Source organism: Corynebacterium glucuronolyticum DSM 44120, assembly GCF_030440595.1.
GTDB classification, from domain to species: Bacteria; Actinomycetota; Actinomycetes; order Mycobacteriales; family Mycobacteriaceae; genus Corynebacterium; species Corynebacterium glucuronolyticum.
In genome coordinates, this window is the sequence record NZ_CP047452.1 from 2309401 (window position 1) to 2329013 (window position 19613).

The following is a 19613-nucleotide window of genomic DNA, read 5'->3' on the forward strand; positions in this document are numbered from 1 at the left end:
AGTGGACCACGTGTGATTCGTTGTTCGCGTTTAGTGTTTGTAGCAGGTTATAGTGTTTTTTAAAAGTATGGTTATTAGTACCAGTCACCTTCGGTGGTTACCCACCTTCCAATTCTGGCCTATCAACCCCATCGTCTATAGGGAACCTAAGAAACCTTATCTTGAAACAGGCTTCCCGCTTAGATGCTTTCAGCGGTTATCCTTCCCGTACGTAGCCAACCAGCCGTGCCACGGGCGTGACAGCTGGCACACTAGAGGTACGTCCATCCCGGTCCTCTCGTACTAGGGACAGCCTTTCTCAAGTTTCTTAACGCGCGCGGCGGATAGAGACCGAACTGTCTCACGACGTTCTGAACCCAGCTCGCGTGCCGCTTTAATGGGCGAACAGCCCAACCCTTGGGACCTACTCCAGCCCCAGGATGCGACGAGCCGACATCGAGGTGCCAAACCATCCCGTCGATATGAACTCTTGGGGAAGATCAGCCTGTTATCCCCGGGGTACCTTTTATCCGTTGAGCGACACCACTTCCGTACATCGGTGCCGGATCACTAGTCCCTACTTTCGTACCTGCTCGACATGTCCGTCTCACAGTCAAGCTCCCTTATGCACTTACACTCTAAACACCTGATTGCCAACCAGGCTGAGGGAACCTTTGGGCGCCTCCGTTACATTTTGGGAGGCAACCGCCCCAGTTAAACTACCCACCAGGCACTGTCCTTGAAACCAGATCATGGCCCGAAGTTAGACATCCAATCCGATCAGAGTGGTATTTCACCTTCCGACTCCACGGGTGCTAGCGCACCCGTCTCATAGTCTCCCACCTATGCTACACAAACCGAACCGAACACCAATACCAAGCTATAGTGAAGGTCCCGGGGTCTTTTCGTCCTGCCGCGCGAAACGAGCATCTTTACTCGTACTGCAATTTCACCGGGCCTATGGTCGAGACAGCAGAGAAGTCGTTACGCCATTCGTGCAGGTCGGAACTTACCCGACAAGGAATTTCGCTACCTTAGGATGGTTATAGTTACCACCGCCGTTTACTGGGGCTTAAATTCTCCGCTTCGACCACAAAATGATCTAACAGGTCCTCTTAACCTTCCAGCACCGGGCAGGCGTCAGTCCGTATACATCGAATTAACCTTCTTCGCACAGACCTATGTTTTTGGTAAACAGTCGCTTCCCTCTATTCTCTGCGCCCCACAACCGCACTAGTTGCTGTCAGCAACGGTCATGGGTCCCCCTTCTCCCGAAGTTACGGGGGCATTTTGCCGAATTCCTTAACCATAGTTCACCCGTTCGCCTTAGTATTCTCAACCTGACCACCTGTGTCGGTTTGGGGTACGGGCCACACTTGCACTCGCTAGAGGCTTTTCTCGACAGCACAGGATCACCACCATCACCCTTTAACAGGCTACGCATCACGCCTCACACATAATGAGAACGGCATTTAACACGTCCTCGTGCCACACGCTTACACCACAATCCACTAAGTGGCGCGGCTACCCTACTGTGTCACCCCATCACGTGGCTACTACCACATCAGGTCCCACACACAAAAAACAACACCCCACATCAAAAATGCAGGAAAACGTTGATCTCCATGGGTGGTTAGTATCAATGATTCACCATTTGTCGCACATGCGCGGGTACCAGAATATCAACTGGTTATCCATCGACTACGCCTGTCGGCCTCGCCTTAGGTCCCGACTCACCCTGGGAAGACCAGCTTCACCCAGGAACCCTTAGTCATCCGGCGGGTAGGATTTCCACCTACCATTCGCTACTCATGCCTGCATTCTCACTCGCACACACATCCACCAACCGTTACCAGCAGGCTTCACACAATGCACGACGCTCCCCTACCCAAAAACAAAAAACATTCTTGCCGCGGTTTCGGCGGTGTACTTAAGCCCCACTACATTGTCGGCGCACAACCACTTAACCAGTGAGCTATTACGCACTCTTTCAAGGATGGCTGCTTCTAAGCCAACCTCCTGGCTGTCATCGCGATTACACATCCTTTTCCACTTAGCACACCCTTAGGGGCCTTAACCGGCGATCTGGGCTGTTTCCCTCTCGACTACGAAGCTTATCCCCCGCAGTCTCACTGCCGTGGACCATACATACGGCATTCGGAGTTTGGCTGACGTCACTAAGACAAAATCCCGCTCAATCAACCAGTAGCTCTACCTCCGCAGCACTACCAACGACGCTGCACCTAAATGCATTTCGGGGAGAACCAGCTATCACGGAGTTTGATTGGCCTTTCACCCCTACCCACAACTCATCCCCGCAGTTTTCAACCTACGTGGGTTCGCGCCTCCACAAAGTCTTACCCTTGCTTCACACTGGCCATGGGTAGATCACCCCGCTTCGGGTCCAGAACATGCCACCAACACCCTAGGTTAGGATTCGGTTTCCCTCCAGCTACCTACAACAAATAGTTAACTTTAAAGCGACATGCCGCTGACTCGCAGGCTCATTCTTCAAAAGGCACGCCATCACCCCATTAAAAGAGGCTCTGACGGATTGTCAACACACGGTTTCAGGAACTATTTCACTCCCCTCCCGGGGTACTTTTCACCATTCCCTCACGGTACTCATACACTATCGGTCACAAGCAAGTTATCAGACTTACCGGACGGTCCCGGCAGATTCACAGCAGATTCCACGAGCCCACTGCTACTCGGGGACACCACGCACACCCAAGCACACACATTTCACGTACAGGACTCTCACCTACTCCGGCAGGCGATTCCACACCACTTCCGCTACGCATGCGCTAAAGGCTGGTGGCAAAAAGGTTGACCACCAACGCAGACCCCACAACCCCACACACAACACCCCAACCAAGGCATCACGCTGCATGCAGTTTAGTCAAAAATTCGCTTTCGTTCGCCACTACTCACAAAATCACAATTGTTTTCTTACACACCAGGTACTAAGATGTTTCACTTCCCCGGCCACTCCCGCACAACTATGAATTCATCATACGGTAACCCCCATCACTGAGGGCTAGGTTTCCCCATTCGGACATCCTCGGATCAACGCTCATACGGCAACTCCCCGAGGCTTAACGCAGCCCACCACGTCCTTCATCAGCTTGCCATGCCCAGGCATCCACCGTGTGCCTAAAAAATAAAAAACACAAACACAATGCCACAATCAAAAAACTAAAACATGAACAAAAAAGAAATCACACGCGTCCACTATACAATTCACACACACCACACCACCACAACCAAAAAACAAGAAAACAAAAACCCTGTCTTTCAACCATGGTGACCAAAAGGAACAACACATATTGCCCCAGACACCCAACAGCATGCCAATGCACCACCACATGTTTTTCACGTTCAACACAATCCTTGCAGCACCCACATATTGGGCGGCTCACCCGTTTTGCATCCACGCTGGATTCAAAACTTTAGGCGCGGTCACACCTGCGGCGACACAAACACCTGCATCCCCTACCAACCATGAGTGCCAGTAGAAGAAAAAAATAATAAATAAAACTCCTTAGAAAGGAGGTGATCCAGCCGCACCTTCCGGTACGGCTACCTTGTTACGACTTCGTCCCAATCGCCAATCCCACCTTCGACCACTCCCCCCGGAAAACCGGTTGGGCCATGGGCTTCGGGTGTTACCAACTTTCATGACGTGACGGGCGGTGTGTACAAGGCCCGGGAACGTATTCACCGCAGCACTGCTGATCTGCGATTACTAGCGACTCCGACTTCATGGGGTCGAGTTGCAGACCCCAATCCGAACTGAGACTGGCTTTCGCGATTAGCTCCACCTCACGGTGTCGCACACGCACTGTACCAGCCATTGTAGCATGTGTGAAGCCCTGGACATAAGGGGCATGATGATTTGACGTCATCCCCACCTTCCTCCGAGTTAACCCCGGCAGTCTCTCACGAGTCCCCACCACAACGTGCTGGCAACATAAGACAAGGGTTGCGCTCGTTGCGGGACTTAACCCAACATCTCACGACACGAGCTGACGACAACCATGCACCACCTGTAAATGAGCCACAAGGGACGAACTATCTCTAGCCCAATCTCACATATGTCAAGCCCAGGTAAGGTTCTTCGCGTTGCATCGAATTAATCCACATGCTCCGCCGCTTGTGCGGGCCCCCGTCAATTCCTTTGAGTTTTAGCCTTGCGGCCGTACTCCCCAGGCGGGGCGCTTAAAGCGTTAGCTACGGCACAAACCCCGTGGAAGGGACTCACACCTAGCGCCCACCGTTTACAGCATAGACTACCAGGGTATCTAATCCTGTTCGCTACCCATGCTCTCGCTCCTCAGCGTCAGTAACTGCCCAGAGACCTGCCTTCGCCATCGGTGTTCCTCCTGATATCTGCGCATTTCACCGCTACACCAGGAATTCCAGTCTCCCCTACAGCACTCAAGCAATGCCCGTATCGCCTGCCAACCAAAAGTTAAGCCCCTGGATTACACAGACGACGCGACACACCACCTACGAGCCCTTTACGCCCAGTAAATCCGGACAACGCTCGCACCCTACGTATTACCGCGGCTGCTGGCACGTAGTTAGCCGGTGCTTCTTATCCAGGTACCGTCAAAAAAACTTCGTCCCTGACGAAAGGAGTTTACAACCCGAAGGCCTTCATCCCCCACACGGCGTCGCTGCATCAGGCTTCCGCCCATTGTGCAAAATTCCCCACTGCTGCCTCCCGTAGGAGTCTGGGCCGTATCTCAGTCCCAATGTGGCCGCACACCCTCTCAGGCCGGCTACCCGTCGCCGCCTTGGTAGGCCATTACCCCACCAACAAGCTGATAGGCCGCAAGCTCATCCCACACCAGAAAAACCTTTCCACCACACCAACCACGATGCGGTCCTATAGGGTATTAGACCCAGTTTCCCAAGCTTATCCCCCAGTGCAGGGCAGATCACTTACGTGTTACTCACCCGTTCGCCACTCGAGCACCCCAGCAAGCTGGAGCCTTTCCGTTCGACTTGCATGTGTTAAGCACGCCGCCAGCGTTCATCCTGAGCCAGGATCAAACTCTCCAACAAAAAAAGTTGAACAAGCAAAAAACAGCTCAAACCAAAAAAAATAAAACGTTCCAAAAGAACAAAAGCGTAAAGAAAAAAGTAAACAAAAAACAATGATGGCCTCAACGAGAAAACCACCACCACAATGTCAACAAAATTCTTGAAGCGCCACATCCACCAAAACGAAACCAAAACGGAAACGCCTTGTACAGAGCCAGATGACAGCCCCCCAGCCACAAAACCAGAAAACCACACCCAACAAGCACCACAAAAACCTGTCAAACAAACAAAAAGTAGTACATCAACACACTATCGAGTTCTCACACAACATGCACACCCAACCTGCAGGCTTCACAACTTGAAGCCGCATCGCTGAGCGCTTTGTTAACTTTAGATGAACATCACGCGAATTGTCAAAACCCGGTTGAAATTCGATCTGAAGTATGTTTCACAGCCGGTTTCATTCGCACCGCTCTGTGCAACGTGGAATGAATATACACACCCCACCAGCTTCCCACAACTCCGCAGGTTAAAGCATTTTTATTGAGGGAGATCTGTGAGGAGATCGTTGGCGTTGAGCTCGTCGATACACTCCTGCGCCTCCTCCTCGTTCATGAGCGTCATCGCGATTTTGTTCTGAACGAGGACGTAATCGCCGATTTCCGCCTCCGGCAGGTACATCAGTGAGCACCGCTTCGTCACCGCGCCGTACTGGATGGTGCCGGTGGGCAGTGGCCCGTCGGTGCGCTCAATAATCTTTCCGGGGATTCCAAAACACATGGGTCTAGTCTTCTTTCACCTTGATCGTCATTTTTCCGGGTGGCGCGGACACACAGGGCACGCACGGGTCCGCGATTCGAATCGCGCGTTCCATCTCTTCTTCGGTGTGCGCGTCGGTAAGCATCTGGGTGAGCCAGGGATCGTTCTGCGCGGTCGGCGTGAGGATCTGCGCCCCAGTGAGGATCCCGTTTTCGTCGATTTCGTAGTGGTGGACGAGGATGCCACGCGGAGAGTCCACGATCCCGGTTCCGGTTTGGGATACGGGAGTTTCGGACACGTCCGCTCGTAAGTCATCGCCGTAGAGGCTGGGCTTGGCGGCGAGTTCCACCATCGCTACGGCGGCATCGTACAGCTCAGCGATGGTGTCGCCGTCGACAGAGCTGAAGGCAGCGCGAGCGCGTGGGCCGACGCGGTACGACTGGCCGTCGAGAAGCGGGAAGGGTGACACGGAGCCGGGGCGGGACTCGACAACGCGCGCGGTCCAATCGGTGACGGGGAACGAGCTGAAGCTCCCGTCGCGGATGACTCCGACGATATCGCCGAGGGGGTTGAGCTCACCGTTGCGCGAGACAAGCGCCACGTTCGTGCCCACGTACCCGCTGGAGACGTGCGCCGGCGAGGTGTTGAGCACCTCTTTAAGCTTTCCGACGAGCCGGTGAAGCGGTTCCAGATCCCATTCGGTCGCCGCCTGCGTCACTCCGCCGGGGACCGCAACCGAGGGAAAGTGCCCCGTCATGCCGATGGCTGCGCACGCGTCGCGCGCCACCTTCTTCGCGGCAACAGCTACCTCCCGATTCGTGAACAGGAGGCGCCCGGCGGCGAGGTCCAAAACGGACGCATAATGAAGGAGGAGCCGCACGTCAAGGGCGGTTTCTGGCAGGTGAGTTGCGCCGTAGATCTGGTCGAGCGCCCGCATCCCCGCCAGATGGTGGGAGATGGGGCAAATGCCGCACAGCATCTTTACGGAATCGGCGACTACGTCCACGGGTTTGCCAATGAGCAGGTGTTCTACCCGCGGGAATGTGGAGAGATCAAAGTGGCGTGTCCCGTCCTCTTCTTCCACGACGACAGCCTCGAAAGGATTGATATCGAGGTCGATACCTAGCGTTTCCGTCACTACTTTTCCTTATCTTAAGATGGGGTCATGCATGAGCTTAGCTTGTTGGCCGGAGTTGTTGACGCGGCGGTCGAAGCTGCCGCCGGACGAACGGTTAAGCAGGTGAACCTGGATGTGGGAACGATGTCCGGTGCCGTGCCCGACATTCTGGAGAACACGTGGCCGATCGCTATTGAGGGCACTCCCCTGGCGGGCACGAAACTTGAACTGACGATCATCCCCGCGACCGTTTTTTGCCCCGGCTGTAACGGCGAGCAGGAAATTGATGAGTTTTTTGCCCTAACGTGCCCCGTGTGTGGAACCCCGACCGCGGACATGCGCCACGGCAGGGAATTCCAGCTCACATCGATTGACGTTGAGAAATAATGTCTCGCACGGTGTTCGCGGCCGCAGGGACCGCTGCCTCGACCTCCGGGCTCAGCCCGACGCCAAGGTCCGCCTTTTTGGGTGCGATGCCGACAACGGCGAGGTAGCTGGGGTTATGCCCCATGAGCTTCGCGGCGGACAGGAGGTCCAGGAGCCCCACCTGGTGGGGTGAGAGCTTCGTCTTGCGCAGGCGGGGTATCTGATCGCCTTCGAGGACGATGATGTCGCCTGGGCGTGCCTCGGGAACGGTGACGGCATCGATGAGGATGAGTTCGCCGGAGTCGAGGATGGCGGGCAGGAGTTCCATGCCGGAGGTTCCGCCGTCGACAAGCTCTACCCCAGGCAAGGAGAATTCCTGGGGCTCGGGGTGCGCGGATGACAGGGGCACGGGTTCGTCGGGGGCACCGACGAGCGCCCGTGCGATGGCGGGCCCAATGCCGTCGTCGCCCATGATTGGGTTGCCCACATACAGCACCGTCACACGTTTCTGCGCCTCCCCTCCCCGGCTCTGGCGAGCTTGCGAGTCAGAGCCGCGAGCTTGCGAGTCAGAGCCGCGAGCTTGCGAGTCAGAGCCGTCAGCTTCCGAGTCCAGTGCCATTACGAAATATCGTCCAGGTCCACCGGGCGGACGGAGGCGCGCACCCAGCTGGTGCCACCGACCATGGAGCTCAGGGCACCGTGGCGCTCGACTACCTCGGCGCGGAAGACGAGGTAGACGTGGATGATGACGAACACCCACATGCAGAACATGAAGCTGGCGTGCAGGAGACGCATCGTCGGGATGCCGAGCCACTGCGCGGGCATCGCAAGCATTGCCCAGAACCAGTTATCGTTGACCAGCGCCAGGGAGTACAGCGAGAGACCGCTGATGACCTCCATGATGCAGAGGATGTAAATACCGGTGTAGGCAAGCTGCTGCAGCGGGTTGTGCCCCACATAGAAGGGCGCATCCTTGCGCAGGAAGGCGTAGTACATGGCCATCCGGCCCGTGTTGATAACGTCTTCCTTCTTCCACCACGGCCACAGGCCACGCCAGCGCGTCTGCTTCGCCTTGGACACAAACAGCAGGTACAGACGGACGATGCCGATCGCGCACCACAGGAAGCCACAGCAAATGTGGATGAAGCGGATCGTGCCGAAGAGGAAGCCCGTATCTGTCGATCCAGTGTTGGTGGAGAACAGGAACGGATCCATGATGCAGTAACCCGTCACGGAGAGCATCATCACGGCGAACAGGTTCAGCCAGTGTGTGATGCGCAGGCCCGCGGGCCACAGGTGGAGCTCAATGAAGTCGCCGTCCTCCATGAGGCGCGTCTTCTCACTGGCCTGGCTCTTGACGGATGGATAGTTCTCCTGCGGAGGCTTCCAGGGGCGGCTACGCCGCTCCTCCTCCACCTCAACGTGCTGGGGAGCGTTTTCTTCCTCAACGCGGTGTATCTTCGCAGTTTCCGCTTTGAGGAATGCGTCACCGCGCGGAGCGTACTTCTTGGAGCCGTTCATTATCCGGTCACCACCGTAAAGGGACCGGACTCTTCGCCTTCGGGGTCCATGATGTGGACGGCGCAGGCCATACACGGGTCGAAGGAGTGAATGGTGCGGAGCACCTCCAGCGGCTCGTCGTTGCGCACGAGCGGGTGCTGTCCGTTTCCGGCGAGTGCCTCCTCGTACGGTCCGAGCTGACCGGTCTTGTCACGCGGCGATGCCAGCCAGGTAGTCGGAACAACAGCCTGGTAGTTTTCCACCTTGCTGTCCTTCACGTGAATGAAGTGGCTGAGCATGCCGCGCGCCACCTCAACAAAGGCCATACCCTTGGTCTCCTTCGGCCAGCTCGACGGCTCCCACTTGGAGCCGTTGAACACGTCGATGTCGCCGTGTGCGATGCCATCGAGGAATTCCGGCAGTGTCTTCTCGATCATGTAGTCCGCGGTAGTCACGGATTCCACCGCGCGGGCGAGCGTGCGGCCGCCGGTGGAGTTCAGCTGCTCGAGGGTGATGCCGAGGGTCTTGAGAGCGTCATCGACGAGTTTCACCGTCGTCGACTCGCCCTGGTTGTAGGCGAGTAGAACGCGGGCGATGGGCCCCATCTGCATGGCGCGACCGTCGTAGCGTGGAGCCTTCGACCACGTGTACTTTTGGTCGTCGGCAAGCCACTCGTACGGCGGGGTCGGGCCCGTGTACTGCGGGGTGGTCTCACCAACGTCGGGGGTGAGCTGTGCCTCGTCGCCGTCAGAGTAGGTGTACCACGCGGAGGAAATTCCCTCTGTGATCTTCCAGGGCTCGAAGGGATGCACGGTGTGCAGGTCGCCGTCGAGGAAAACGCCGGGCTTAATCTCCGGGTGGATCGTGGGGATCCTGGATTCGGCCGGATCACCGGAGTAGGTCGCACCGGCCATACCCACGGCGAGGAAGTTCGGGGAGCTCTGTCCGATGTCGAAGTAGTCCTTGTACACGCTCATGATGGCAACGGCATCCGGGAAGTAGCAGTTGCGCACGAAGTCGTGGATTTCCTTCGTCCACTTCTTGATCTGGTCGAGGGACACCTGGTTGACGGTCTCGGACTTGTCCGGATCGATGGAGCAGGCCATGCCTCCGACGAGGAAGTTCGGGTGCGGATTCTTGCCACCGAACACCGTGTTGATGCGGATGATGGAACGCTGGAACTGCAGCGCATCCAGGTAGTGGCTGACGGCCATGAGGTTGGCCTCCGGGGGAAGCCGGTAATCCGGGTGCTCCCAGTAGCCGCCGGTGAACACGGACAGCTGGCCGGAGTCGAGGATGGACTGAACCGTCTTCTTCACCTCGGCGAAGCGGTCGACGTTGTTCCCGGACCAGGTCGAGCCGATGGAGTTAGCGAAGTCGACTGCCTTCTGCGGGTCGGCCTGGGCTGCGGAGACCACGTTGACAAAGTCCAGCGCGTGCAGGTGGTAGAAGTGAACGACGTGGTCGTGGACTTCCTGGGATTCGAGGATCAGTTCACGGATGCGACGTGCCTGGTCAGGCAGCGTGATGTCGAAGGCATCCTCGACGGCTGCGACGCTGGCGATGGAGTGCGTGCCGGTGCACACACCGCAGATGCGGCCGACGAAGGCCCACACGTCGCGGGGGTCGTGGCCCTTGACCACGGTCTCAATACCGCGGAACTGGGTGGTCTCGGCCCACGCCTTAGAAATTTTCTTGTCGTCTGCCTCAAGCTCAATGCGGAGGTGGCCTTCGATCCTGGTGATCGGGTCGACGACTACTCGTTCGGTTGCCACTACTTCGTTCCTTCCTCGTCGCTTGTCGACGTCCTAACCGCCGTTGCGGTTCCGGTTTCCTGGGGCTTACGCACTCCATCGTAGGTTTCCAGGACGCGGTCCTCGCCGTCCTTGGTATTGAGGCGAACTTCCTTGATCATCGTGCCGGCGAAGTGTGCACCCACGCCGACGGTGGCAGCACCAATTAGGCCCCAGCCGACCTTCTGCGCGGTGGTTTCTACACCGAAGCCTTTGATGTTGGGCAACGTCTCATAAAACGGGGTGAACTTGTCAAAGAAGTCTTTTTCTGTGCAGCCGATGCACGGGTGACCGGCACCGATGGGCCAGCCGGATTTCATGTTCCACTGGATGATCGGGCACGGGCTGAATGTGGACGGCCCCTTGCAGCCGACGTCGTACAGGCACCAGCCGTTGCGGGCGCCCTCGTCGTCGAAGGCGTGGACGAACTGGCCGGCATCGTAGTGCGCGCGGCGCGGGCAGGAATCGTGAATGCGCTGGTCGTATGCGAACAGCGGGCGCCCCTCGTTATCCACCTTCGGTGGCTTTCCGTGGGTCAAGATGTAGGTGATGGTGGCGGTGATGACCTCGCCGATCGGCGGGCAGCCACTGACGTTGATGACGGGCTTGTCCTTAATGATCTCGTCCACGCCAACAGCTCCGGTTGGGTTCGGTTTGGCGGCCTGCACGGAGCCGTACACCGCACACGCGCCAACGGCGAGGACAACCTCGGCGTTTTTCGCCGCGTCCTTGAGGATGGATTCAACGGAGCGACCAGCAATCGTGCAGTAGGCACCGTCTTCCTTGCGCGGAACCGAGCCGTTGACCACAAGGATGTGTGGCTGCTCAAACGTGTCGGTCATCGCCTTGTCTGCTGCGTGGCCGGAGGCGGCCATGACGAGTTCGTTGTAGTTCACGCTCAGCAGGTTGAGGACGAGTTCCTCGATGGTGGTGCCACCGGAGCGCAGCACGGACTCCATACATCCTGTGCACTCCTGCAGCTGCAGCCACACGACGTTGGGTTTTTGCACCCCGCCCAGTTTGTTGGCGATCTCCTCGGCCGCCGGGTGCAGCGAGTCCGCTGCGGCGGTAACCGGCGCGCCGAAGGCGAAGATTCCCGCCATTGACGTGCACAGACCGAGGAAGTCACGCCGCGAAAAGCCGTGGCGCTCGACGTTCTCCCACAGTGTTGGCTCTTGCCATGCTGTTGTCAGGCTCATGCGTGTTCATCTTCTTTCATTCCGTTTTCCTTACCCGCAGCGTGTGCGGTCTGGCGCGCGGCTTCCAGCCAGCCGATCGCTTCATCCATCCCCTCCCCCGTCTTCGCAGAGACGAAAAACAGCTCCGCGTCCGGGTTGACGGTGTGGACGTTGCGTTTGAACAGATCCATGTCGAAATCTAAGTACGGAGCGAGGTCCATCTTGTTGACGAAGATGGCCCCCACGGAGCGGAACATCACCGGGTATTTCAGGGGCTTGTCCTCCCCCTCGGTGATGGAAAAGACCATTGCCTTGGCATGCTCGCCGACCTCGAATTCTGCGGGGCATACGAGGTTGCCGACGTTCTCGATGAGAACCACGTCAAGCGCGGGGAGATCCAGCCCCTCCAGCGCGTGCGCCACCATAGGCGCGTCGAGGTGGCATTCCCCACCGAAGCCGTGGCCTGTGTTCAGAAGGGAAATTTGGGCCCCGAATCCCTCCAAACGATCAGCGTCGAGCGAGGTCTCGATATCTCCCTCGATGATGCCGTACCGGGTCGTCTCCGCCGTCTTCTCCAGTACTCGGCGAACAAACTCTGTCTTGCCTGCCCCCGGCGAACTCATGAGGTTGATGGAGATGACTCCCGCGGCATCGAGGGCAGCACGGTTTGCTTCTGCCTTGCGGTCGTTCTCACTAAAGATGTCTTCGAGAACATCAATTCTTTCCTCACCCGTGTCATATCCCGAGTGATCCCCGTAGTCGTGCTCATGCGAATGGCCGTGGTCATGGTCATGTGTATGGCCGTGATCATGGTCGTGCAAGTGATGATGCGCATGAACGGTCCCGTCGTCATGGCGGTGGAAGCGTCCCATGAAAGTCCTGATCCTCTCCGGTATTTATGTCTTCACATCAATGCTGACAACCCGGAACTCATTTCCAGCGATGACTCGCGTTGGGGCTTCGCACCGATGGCAGGTGACATCGGGAACACCACGAAGAACCCTCGTGTGCCCATTTTCGCACTCCACAACCGCATCGATCTCATTAATTATGAGCGTGCTGCCACCGAGTCCGCTGCGGGCGCTAACAAAGGTCCACGCGTGGACGAGCGTCTCTGGCACAACCTGACGAAGCGCCCCGATATCCAACCGGATGGCGGTTACGGGGCGCCCACACGCTGCGCGAGACACCACTCGAGCCAACTGCTCACTTAAGGCTACCTCATGCACACCCCAATATTAGAGTACGGTTACCCCTCCACTTTTTGTTCACCTCGATGAATAATCTGTACCGAAAGAGCAACAGGATAGGCTGGATACCATGACAGTGGTGCGCAAGCGAATGACGATTTTTGGCGTGGTTCAGGGCGTGGGATTTCGTCCACATGTGGTGCAAAATGCCCGGTTACATGCAGTGAGTGGCTATGTCACAAATACGGATGCCGGCGTCATCGTCGAGGTCCAGGGCGACCCCGAAGAGGTGGACGCGGCACTAGCCGCCATCACTGAGAACGTTCCACCACTGGCTTTTATAAGTTTCACAACCGTGCAAAGTATTACCCCCGTCGATGGGGAGGAGCGTACCTTTTCGGTCCTCCCCTCGCACCGTGACGGCACAACCAAAACACTCCTCCCGCCCGATACCGCCATGTGCGACGATTGCCGGGCGGAGTTTCATGACCCCACGAACAGGCGCTATCACTACCCATTCATTACGTGTACGAACTGCGGCCCGCGACTGACCATCATCCGAGATCTCCCCTACGATCGCCCCCGCACAACAATGGCGGGATTCCCACTGTGCCCCGATTGCGAACACGAGTACACCGACCCCACAGACCGCCGCTACCACGCCCAGCCCATCAGCTGCTACGAATGTGGCCCAACCGCGTGGATCGAGCGGGACACCGCCGTGGATCGTCCCGCAAAACTGACGCAGGAGCGCGTAGAAAAACTCCGCACGGACATCGGCGCGCTGTTTGATTCCGGCGCAATCGTCGCTGTCAAGGGGATCGGCGGCTTCCACCTCATGTGCGATGCGCGCAACGAACAGGCCGTCGCCACGTTGCGGAAGCGGAAGCAGCGCCCCGACAAGCCCTTCGCCGTCATGGTGCCCCGGCCTTACCCCACCCAGGGGGAAAGCAGCAACCAACAGGAGCTGGGACCGTTCGGCCAGCAATCTGCCGCCGCCCCCATCGAGCTAATCGACGCCACTGTGGTCGCCCGCCACCTCAAACGATTCGGGGCACCACTTGCCCCCTCCGTCAACCCACGTCTGGCCCGCGTCGGAATCTTCTCCCCCTACTCACCGCTCCACGAGCTCATCTGCGACCGCCCGCTTGTCGCCACCTCCGGCAACCTCTCCGGCGAGCCACTCATCACGACTAACGACGGTGCCCGCCGTTTCCTCGGCCCGGCTGCCCGCCAGCCGCTTGCCGATGCCCTCCTCCTCCACGACCGGCCCATCCACCTCCCCGTCGAAGACTCCGTGGTCATCAGTACAACCAACGGGCCCATGGGTTCCTCCGAGGCGCATTCGCACACGCTGCCTATCCGGCGCTCCCGCGGCTTCGCGCCCCTTCCCGTGCACCTGCCGGGAACCCGTCGCGTCCTCGCGGTCGGCGGCGATATGAAGAACACATTTACCCTTACCACCAGCGACTACGCCCACGTCTCCCCACACATCGGGGAGATGCACTCGCTTGCCGCCCGGCGCACCTTTGAAACAGCGCTCGCGCAGCTGCGCACCCTCACCGGCGCCTATCCGGAGCTCATCGTCAGTGACATGCACCCCGACTTCGCCACGGTGACTATCGCTGAGAACCTCGCCGACGAGCTCGGGGTCCCCCTCGTTCAGGTCCAGCACCACCACGCCCACGCGCTCTCCCTCATCTCCGAAAATCCAACGCTTCCTGCCGAACCCATCGCCATCGCTGCCCTCGATGGGACTGGTTATGGCACCGACGGCACGATCTGGGGTGGAGAGATTCTCCTCCTTCCCGCTGACCGCACCACGTTCACCCGCGCCTGGCACCTGCCTACCTTCCGGCTTGTCGGGGGCGATGCTGCCGTGAAAAGCCCGCACCGCATCGCTCTTGGGCTCACCAGAGACTGGGGACTCCCCGAACCGACCCCCATCCCCCAGGTCAACCACCAACTCGACCACAACATCGGCACCGTCGCCACCTCCTCCCTCGGGAGGCTTTTCGACGCCGCGGCCTTCCTCCTCGGCATCACCCCGCACGGCGCAACGTATGAGGGGCAGGCGGCAATGGAGCTCGAGGCCCTCGCCCTCACGGAGAGGAATCCTGTCACGACCTCGGCCGATTCCCCCAAAACCGCCATCGAGGAGCTTCTCGGCGACACGGATCACCCCGCCCGCGCGGCGCGTCGCTTCCACCTTGCGATCGGCCGCGTCATCGGCCGGGAGCTCATGTCCACAGGCGCCACCCGCTTCGGTGTGACCGGCGGCTGTGCCGCCAACCAGCTCCTTGTTTCTGCAATAAAAGACCAGGTAGGTACGGAGAACCTCCTTACCCATCACATCGTTCCCCCAGGCGATGGTGGGTTGAGCCTTGGGCAGGCGCTCTACGGCAGACTCCTGTAGCTGGCGGCGTAAGGTTTGCCGGTACATTGCCAATAGCATTGATAGCACGGTACGCTGGAGTCGCATCCCTTATCTCCGACGAAAGGCTCATCAATGAATCTTTTGCACCTGCTCGCATCCGTTGCCTTTGGTGGCTTCATCTTCTGCACATCGGCTGAAATGGTCATAGGAGCCATCATTTTCTGTGTCGTTCTCATAGCGCTAGCTGTGGTTGAATTCCGGCGAGATGGCCTGCGCCTCGTAATCCGAGAAGAGACCTCTTTATACTGGCTCGGCATTTTCTTCGTTATCGTCGCGGCCAACTTTGGGTCCTCGAGCATCATCTACTCTCTGGCGTTGGGGATCCTTTCGTTTGCCGTCGCCATTGTCATGGGGCGGAAAGTGCAACAGGCAGAAGGTTAGACGGCGTCGAGACCTCCCTGCAGCTCAGCCCCGTGCACTCGCAAGGAGAGCACGGGGCTGAGCTGTGTGGTTTCCGAGTCACGAGGCGTCCCTACAGGGCGCGTCGTATGCCGTTATCTAGCAGATGCGCGGCAACGGGTCACCAACAAGCATGTCCACCATGCGGGTGCCACCGAAGCCGGTGACGAGCACGACGGAACCAGCCGGCTCGTCTGCTACCTCGCCGATCCGGGTTGCTGCCTCAAAGCCAGCTGCTCGAAGTGCATTCAGGGCTGCGTCCTCGTCAGCAGGGTCGACAACCGCAAGGAAGGTGCCCTCGTTGGCCACATACAGCGGGTCAATGCCCAGCATGTCGCAGGCCGCACGGGTCATGTCTCGGACCGGGATGGAATCGTCGTCAAGCACAAGCCCCTTCCCCGAGCCCTGGGCAAGCTCGTTGAGGACCGTCGCCACCCCACCGCGGGTGGCATCGCGCATGAAGCGGACGGTGGCGGCCGCAGAAAGCTTTTCGACGGCCCCGTTGAGGGCGCGGGTGTCCGACTCAATCGGCGCGGTGATAGCGAGATCCCCGCGAGCCATCATCACAGCCATGCCGTGATCTGCGATGGGACCGGAGCAAATCACAACGTCACCGGTCTGAACCTCTCCGTAGCCGACGGTGAGGTCCGTCGCACCACAGCCGGCAGTAGTGATGTAGAGCTTGTCGGCCTTTCCCTTCGGCACCACCTTGGTATCGCCGGCGATGATCGTCACACCCGCAGCATCGGCGGCGGCTTTCATATCGGCCACGACCGTGTGCAGTGTTTCGATGTCAAGGCCTTCCTCCAGGATGAAGGAGGCAGTGATGACGGGGCGGGTGGCGCCCATCATGGCAAGATCGTTGACGGTGCCGTTGACGGCCAGATCACCGATCGACCCACCGGGGAAGAAAATAGGGTTGACCACGTACGAGTCCGTGGACATGGCGACACGGCCACTGCCCAGCTCGGCGAGCGCACCGTCGCCCTCGGGGTTGCCGAAGGCTTCCTGGAAGACGTGGGCTGTCAGCGCTGCGGAGGCCTTGCCCCCGGCGCCGTGGGAGAGGGTGATGTGGTCGTCGCGAAGCCTGAAGCCCCGGGAGCGAACACGGTCAATATTGGCGTTGACCTTGGTTTCATCCTCGTTGAGGCGATTTTTTGGTTCCATTTACTTTCCGCCCTTCGCGGCGATTTTGAGTGTCAGTTCGCGGTCAATGCGGCCGAAGTTGTAGTAGGCGGCGCAGGCACCTTCCGGCGACACCATGCACGTACCGATCGGTGTATCGGGGGTGCAGGCGGTGCCGAATACCTTGCATTGCCAGGGCTTAATGTGGCCGGCAAGCACGGCACCGCACTCGCAGGCCTTCGGATCCTCGACGCGCTTGCCCGGCAGGTCGAAACGCTTTTCCGCATCCCACTTGGCGTACTCCTCGGAGATCCCCAGACCGGAATCGTCGAGTTCGCCGAGACCGCGCCACTCGAAGGTATCGCGGACGGTAAAGACGTTATCCATCATCTTCAATGCAGCGAGGTTCCCCTCCGGCTTCACCACACGGGAGTACTCGTTTTCCACCGTGGCTGCGCCACGCAGGAATTGTTGGACGAGCATGTGTACCGACTGCAGCACGTCGAGAGGCTCGAAGCCTGCGACGACGACGGGCCGGTCGTAGTCCTTGGGGAGGAACTCGAAGGCATCCGTGCCCACAATGGTGGCCACGTGACCGGGTCCGATGAAGCCGTCGACCTTTGCCCCGCCGCCGTCAACGATCTTTTGCAGCGGTGGCTGGATGGTGACGTGGTTGGAGAAGATAGAGAAGTTATCGATGTCCTCCTCCTTCGCCTTCTGCAGCGTCACGCAGGTTGACGGTGCCGTCGTCTCGAAGCCGACGGCGAAGAACACCACGTGCTTGTCCGGGTTCTGGCGGGCGATCTCCAGAGCGTCGAGAGGAGAGTACACAAAGCGCACATCGCACCCGGCGGCACGTGCCTGCAGGAGGGATGTGCCGTCAGAACCGGGCACGCGCATCATGTCACCGAAGGTGGTGAGGATAACGCCCTCCTGGTGGGCAAGCCACATGGCGTCGTCGACGCGCCCCATTGGGATGACGCACACGGGGCAGCCGGGGCCGTGGATGAGGTTGACGTTTTCCGGCAGGAGATTTTCCAGGCCGTAGCGGTAGATGGTGTGGGTGTGACCACCGCACACTTCCATCAGGTTGATGGGCTTTTCAAGTTTGGCCGCGTCTTCTTTGATCGCCTTGATGAGGTCCTTCGCGGCCTTCGGGTCACGGAATTCGTCTACGTATTTCAAATCCTGGACCCCTTGAAGCTCTCGAGCTCATCCTCATACGTGTTGCCACCCAGCTGCTTGATTTGCTGCAGCGTCATCTGGGCCTCGTCATCGTCGATCATCGACAAAGCGAAGCCCACATGAACCAGGACCCAATCGCCGGGGGCGAGTGGGGCGTCGGCAAGCAAATCAGTGGCGATCATACGGGTGACACCACTCATGGACACTTGAGCGCGAGATTCGTTGACAACGTCAACGACTTGCGCGGGAACACCTAGACACATGGTGCCTAGTCTACAACCCGCCTCACATCCGCCCCGAGGGCGTTCAGGTTCTCCACGAAGTGCGGGTATCCGCGATCGATGTGATACACGTCATTGACCTCTGTGTCCCCGTCGGCGACGAGGCCGGCCAACACCAGGCCCGCACCCGCACGAATGTCGGAGGCCCACACCGGTGTGGAACTCAGTCGATCCACACCGCGAATGAGGACGTGGTGCCCATCGATCGTCGCATCGGCACCGAGGCGCATCATCTCGTCCACGAAGCGGAAACGTGCCTCGAACACGTTCTCCGTGATAATACTGTTGCCCTCAGAAATCGATGCCAGCCCGACCGCCATCGGCTGCATATCCGTGGGGAAGCCAGGAAACGGCAGCGTCTGGTAATCCACGCCACGCGGACGCGCATCCTGACGCACGCGGAAACCGCGATCGTACGTCTCCACCGACGCACCCACCATCTTCAACTTCTGCAACACGAGGTGGAGGTGCTGCGGGGAAATCCCGCCCACAGTAATGTCGCCGCGGGTCATCGCCGCCGCGTACGCCCACGTCCCCGCCACGATGCGGTCGCCCACCACCTCGTGGGTTGTCGGATGGAGCTTGTCGACGCCCTCAATGGTCAAGGTTGACGTCCCCGCGCCACTGATCCGCGCGCCCATCGAATTGAGCATCGCGCAGATATCGGAGATCTCCGGCTCGCGGGCGGCGTTGTACAGCGTCGTCGTGCCCTCCGCGAGGACGGCTGCGGTGAGGATGTTCTCCGTCGCCCCCACCGAGGGGAAAGCGAGCTTGATCTGCGCACCTTGTAATTTTTCGGCCTCGGCAACGACACAGCCGTGCTCGATGCGGGTCGTGGCACCGAGCTTCTCCAGGCCCGACTGGTGCATGTCCAGGGGGCGGGAGCCAATCGCATCGCCGCCGGGGAGAGCCACCATCGCGCGCTTGCAGCGGCTGGTGAGGGGACCCAAGACACACACGGAGGCGCGGAACTGCCGGACGGCCTGGAAATCGGCGCGGTAGTTGACTTCTTTCGGCGTGTTCACGGTGACCGTTGAACCATCGATCGTCACCGTGCAGCCGAGGCCCTCGAGGACGTCGCGCATGAGCGGTACGTCGCCGATTTCCGGGCAATTGGTTAAAGTAGTTTCACCCTCCGCGAGGAGGCACGCTGCCATCAGCTTAAGGACAGAGTTCTTGGCGCCGTCGACACGGACCACGCCTTCCAGGCGGGCGCCACCATGGACAATAAAACGTTCACTCACGCCTACCT

General features: G+C 59.0%; 15 protein-coding genes and 2 rRNA genes. 3 read left to right on the forward strand and 14 right to left on the reverse strand.

The genetic code is table 11. The features are described 5' to 3' along the window. Nucleotides 1-52 precede the first annotated feature (52 nt). The 4 genes from CGLUCO_RS10420 to CGLUCO_RS10435 all read right to left on the reverse strand — a co-directional run bounded on the left by CGLUCO_RS10420 (nucleotide 53) and on the right by CGLUCO_RS10435 (nucleotide 6928). A 23S ribosomal RNA gene (locus CGLUCO_RS10420) occupies nucleotides 53-3151 on the reverse strand. A 376-nt stretch (nucleotides 3152-3527) separates the two neighbouring features. Then, nucleotides 3528-5052, reverse strand: a 16S ribosomal RNA gene (locus tag CGLUCO_RS10425). The 16S and 23S rRNA genes sit together here, the layout of an rRNA operon. A gap of 519 nt (nucleotides 5053-5571) precedes the next feature. After that, complete coding sequence (locus CGLUCO_RS10430; RefSeq protein WP_005393823.1) at nucleotides 5572-5811, reverse strand: HypC/HybG/HupF family hydrogenase formation chaperone; 240 nt, start codon at nucleotides 5809-5811, stop codon at nucleotides 5572-5574. A gap of 4 nt (nucleotides 5812-5815) precedes the next feature. Beyond that, the gene (locus CGLUCO_RS10435) at nucleotides 5816-6928 is read right to left on the reverse strand and encodes a hydrogenase (RefSeq protein WP_084036557.1); all 1113 of its coding nucleotides are present in this window, start codon (nucleotides 6926-6928) and stop codon (nucleotides 5816-5818) included. Nucleotides 6929-6955: 27 nt separating this feature from the next. On the opposite strand from CGLUCO_RS10435, the gene CGLUCO_RS10440 reads away from it, so the two are divergent. Then, nucleotides 6956-7294: a hydrogenase maturation nickel metallochaperone HypA/HybF gene (locus tag CGLUCO_RS10440; protein WP_005388880.1), complete on the forward strand. Its 339-nt coding sequence runs from the start codon at nucleotides 6956-6958 to the stop codon at nucleotides 7292-7294. Here CGLUCO_RS10440 and CGLUCO_RS10445 read toward each other — a convergent pair. Genes CGLUCO_RS10445 through CGLUCO_RS10470 form a run of 6 tightly spaced genes read right to left on the reverse strand, consistent with a single transcriptional unit; the run spans nucleotide 7269 to nucleotide 12973 of the window. Beyond that, nucleotides 7269-7892, reverse strand: coding sequence for a hydrogenase maturation protease (locus tag CGLUCO_RS10445; RefSeq protein WP_005388877.1), 624 nt, complete (start codon nucleotides 7890-7892; stop codon nucleotides 7269-7271). The genes CGLUCO_RS10440 and CGLUCO_RS10445 overlap by 26 nt on opposite strands. Further along, complete coding sequence (cybH, locus tag CGLUCO_RS10450) at nucleotides 7892-8794, reverse strand: Ni/Fe-hydrogenase, b-type cytochrome subunit (RefSeq protein ID WP_005388875.1); 903 nt, start codon at nucleotides 8792-8794, stop codon at nucleotides 7892-7894. Before cybH ends, CGLUCO_RS10445 begins: the two co-directional genes overlap by 1 nt. Then, nucleotides 8794-10548, reverse strand: a complete 1755-nt coding sequence (locus tag CGLUCO_RS10455; RefSeq protein ID WP_084036556.1) for a nickel-dependent hydrogenase large subunit — start codon at nucleotides 10546-10548, stop codon at nucleotides 8794-8796. Before CGLUCO_RS10455 ends, cybH begins: the two co-directional genes overlap by 1 nt. Beyond that, a complete protein-coding gene (locus tag CGLUCO_RS10460) occupies nucleotides 10548-11765 on the reverse strand; it encodes a hydrogenase small subunit (RefSeq protein WP_005388872.1) in 1218 nt (405 codons plus the stop codon). The genes CGLUCO_RS10455 and CGLUCO_RS10460 overlap by 1 nt, the downstream gene beginning before the upstream one ends. Then, nucleotides 11762-12616 carry a hydrogenase nickel incorporation protein HypB gene (gene hypB / locus CGLUCO_RS10465; protein ID WP_198481474.1) on the reverse strand — a complete coding sequence of 285 codons (855 nt, stop codon included), beginning with the start codon at nucleotides 12614-12616 and terminating at the stop codon, nucleotides 11762-11764. The genes CGLUCO_RS10460 and hypB overlap by 4 nt, the downstream gene beginning before the upstream one ends. A 24-nt stretch (nucleotides 12617-12640) precedes the next feature. Next, on the reverse strand, nucleotides 12641-12973 hold the full coding sequence (locus CGLUCO_RS10470) for a hydrogenase maturation nickel metallochaperone HypA (RefSeq protein ID WP_084036555.1): 333 nt from the start codon (nucleotides 12971-12973) through the stop codon (nucleotides 12641-12643). A gap of 91 nt (nucleotides 12974-13064) precedes the next feature. On the opposite strand from CGLUCO_RS10470, the gene hypF reads away from it, so the two are divergent. Beyond that, a complete protein-coding gene (gene hypF / locus CGLUCO_RS10475; protein ID WP_084036554.1) occupies nucleotides 13065-15350 on the forward strand; it encodes a carbamoyltransferase HypF in 2286 nt (761 codons plus the stop codon). 93 nt (nucleotides 15351-15443) lie between these two features. Beyond that, on the forward strand, nucleotides 15444-15752 hold the full coding sequence (locus tag CGLUCO_RS10480) for a hypothetical protein (protein WP_084036553.1): 309 nt from the start codon (nucleotides 15444-15446) through the stop codon (nucleotides 15750-15752). Between the two features lie 117 nt (nucleotides 15753-15869). On the opposite strand, the gene hypE is transcribed toward CGLUCO_RS10480, so the two are convergent. Genes hypE through murA form a run of 4 tightly spaced genes read right to left on the reverse strand, consistent with a single transcriptional unit; the run spans nucleotide 15870 to nucleotide 19605 of the window. Further along, a complete protein-coding gene (gene hypE, locus CGLUCO_RS10485; RefSeq protein WP_084036552.1) occupies nucleotides 15870-16937 on the reverse strand; it encodes a hydrogenase expression/formation protein HypE in 1068 nt (355 codons plus the stop codon). Next, nucleotides 16938-18080: a hydrogenase formation protein HypD gene (gene hypD, locus CGLUCO_RS10490; protein WP_005393804.1), complete on the reverse strand. Its 1143-nt coding sequence runs from the start codon at nucleotides 18078-18080 to the stop codon at nucleotides 16938-16940. Next, nucleotides 18077-18343, reverse strand: a complete 267-nt coding sequence (locus CGLUCO_RS10495; RefSeq protein WP_005388855.1) for a HypC/HybG/HupF family hydrogenase formation chaperone — start codon at nucleotides 18341-18343, stop codon at nucleotides 18077-18079. The genes hypD and CGLUCO_RS10495 overlap by 4 nt, the downstream gene beginning before the upstream one ends. A 5-nt stretch (nucleotides 18344-18348) precedes the next feature. Then, nucleotides 18349-19605 carry a UDP-N-acetylglucosamine 1-carboxyvinyltransferase gene (gene murA / locus CGLUCO_RS10500; RefSeq protein ID WP_005388854.1) on the reverse strand — a complete coding sequence of 419 codons (1257 nt, stop codon included), beginning with the start codon at nucleotides 19603-19605 and terminating at the stop codon, nucleotides 18349-18351. Nucleotides 19606-19613 lie beyond the last annotated feature (8 nt).

Excerpts from the sequence above, each read along its gene's own strand:
- hypF (WP_084036554.1), top strand. The coding sequence starts at position 13,065 with ATGACAGTGGTGCGCAAGCGAATGACGATTTTTGGCGTGGTTCAGGGC.
- CGLUCO_RS10480 (WP_084036553.1), top strand. The coding sequence starts at position 15,444 with ATGAATCTTTTGCACCTGCTCGCATCCGTTGCCTTTGGTGGCTTCATC.
- CGLUCO_RS10460 (WP_005388872.1), bottom strand. The coding sequence starts at position 11,765 with ATGAGCCTGACAACAGCATGGCAAGAGCCAACACTGTGGGAGAACGTC.
- hypE (WP_084036552.1), bottom strand. The coding sequence starts at position 16,937 with ATGGAACCAAAAAATCGCCTCAACGAGGATGAAACCAAGGTCAACGCC.
- CGLUCO_RS10495 (WP_005388855.1), bottom strand. The coding sequence starts at position 18,343 with ATGTGTCTAGGTGTTCCCGCGCAAGTCGTTGACGTTGTCAACGAATCT.
- CGLUCO_RS10440 (WP_005388880.1), top strand. The coding sequence starts at position 6,956 with ATGCATGAGCTTAGCTTGTTGGCCGGAGTTGTTGACGCGGCGGTCGAA.
- hypB (WP_198481474.1), bottom strand. The coding sequence starts at position 12,616 with ATGGGACGCTTCCACCGCCATGACGACGGGACCGTTCATGCGCATCAT.
- CGLUCO_RS10430 (WP_005393823.1), bottom strand. The coding sequence starts at position 5,811 with ATGTGTTTTGGAATCCCCGGAAAGATTATTGAGCGCACCGACGGGCCA.
- CGLUCO_RS10445 (WP_005388877.1), bottom strand. The coding sequence starts at position 7,892 with ATGGCACTGGACTCGGAAGCTGACGGCTCTGACTCGCAAGCTCGCGGC.
- cybH (WP_005388875.1), bottom strand. The coding sequence starts at position 8,794 with ATGAACGGCTCCAAGAAGTACGCTCCGCGCGGTGACGCATTCCTCAAA.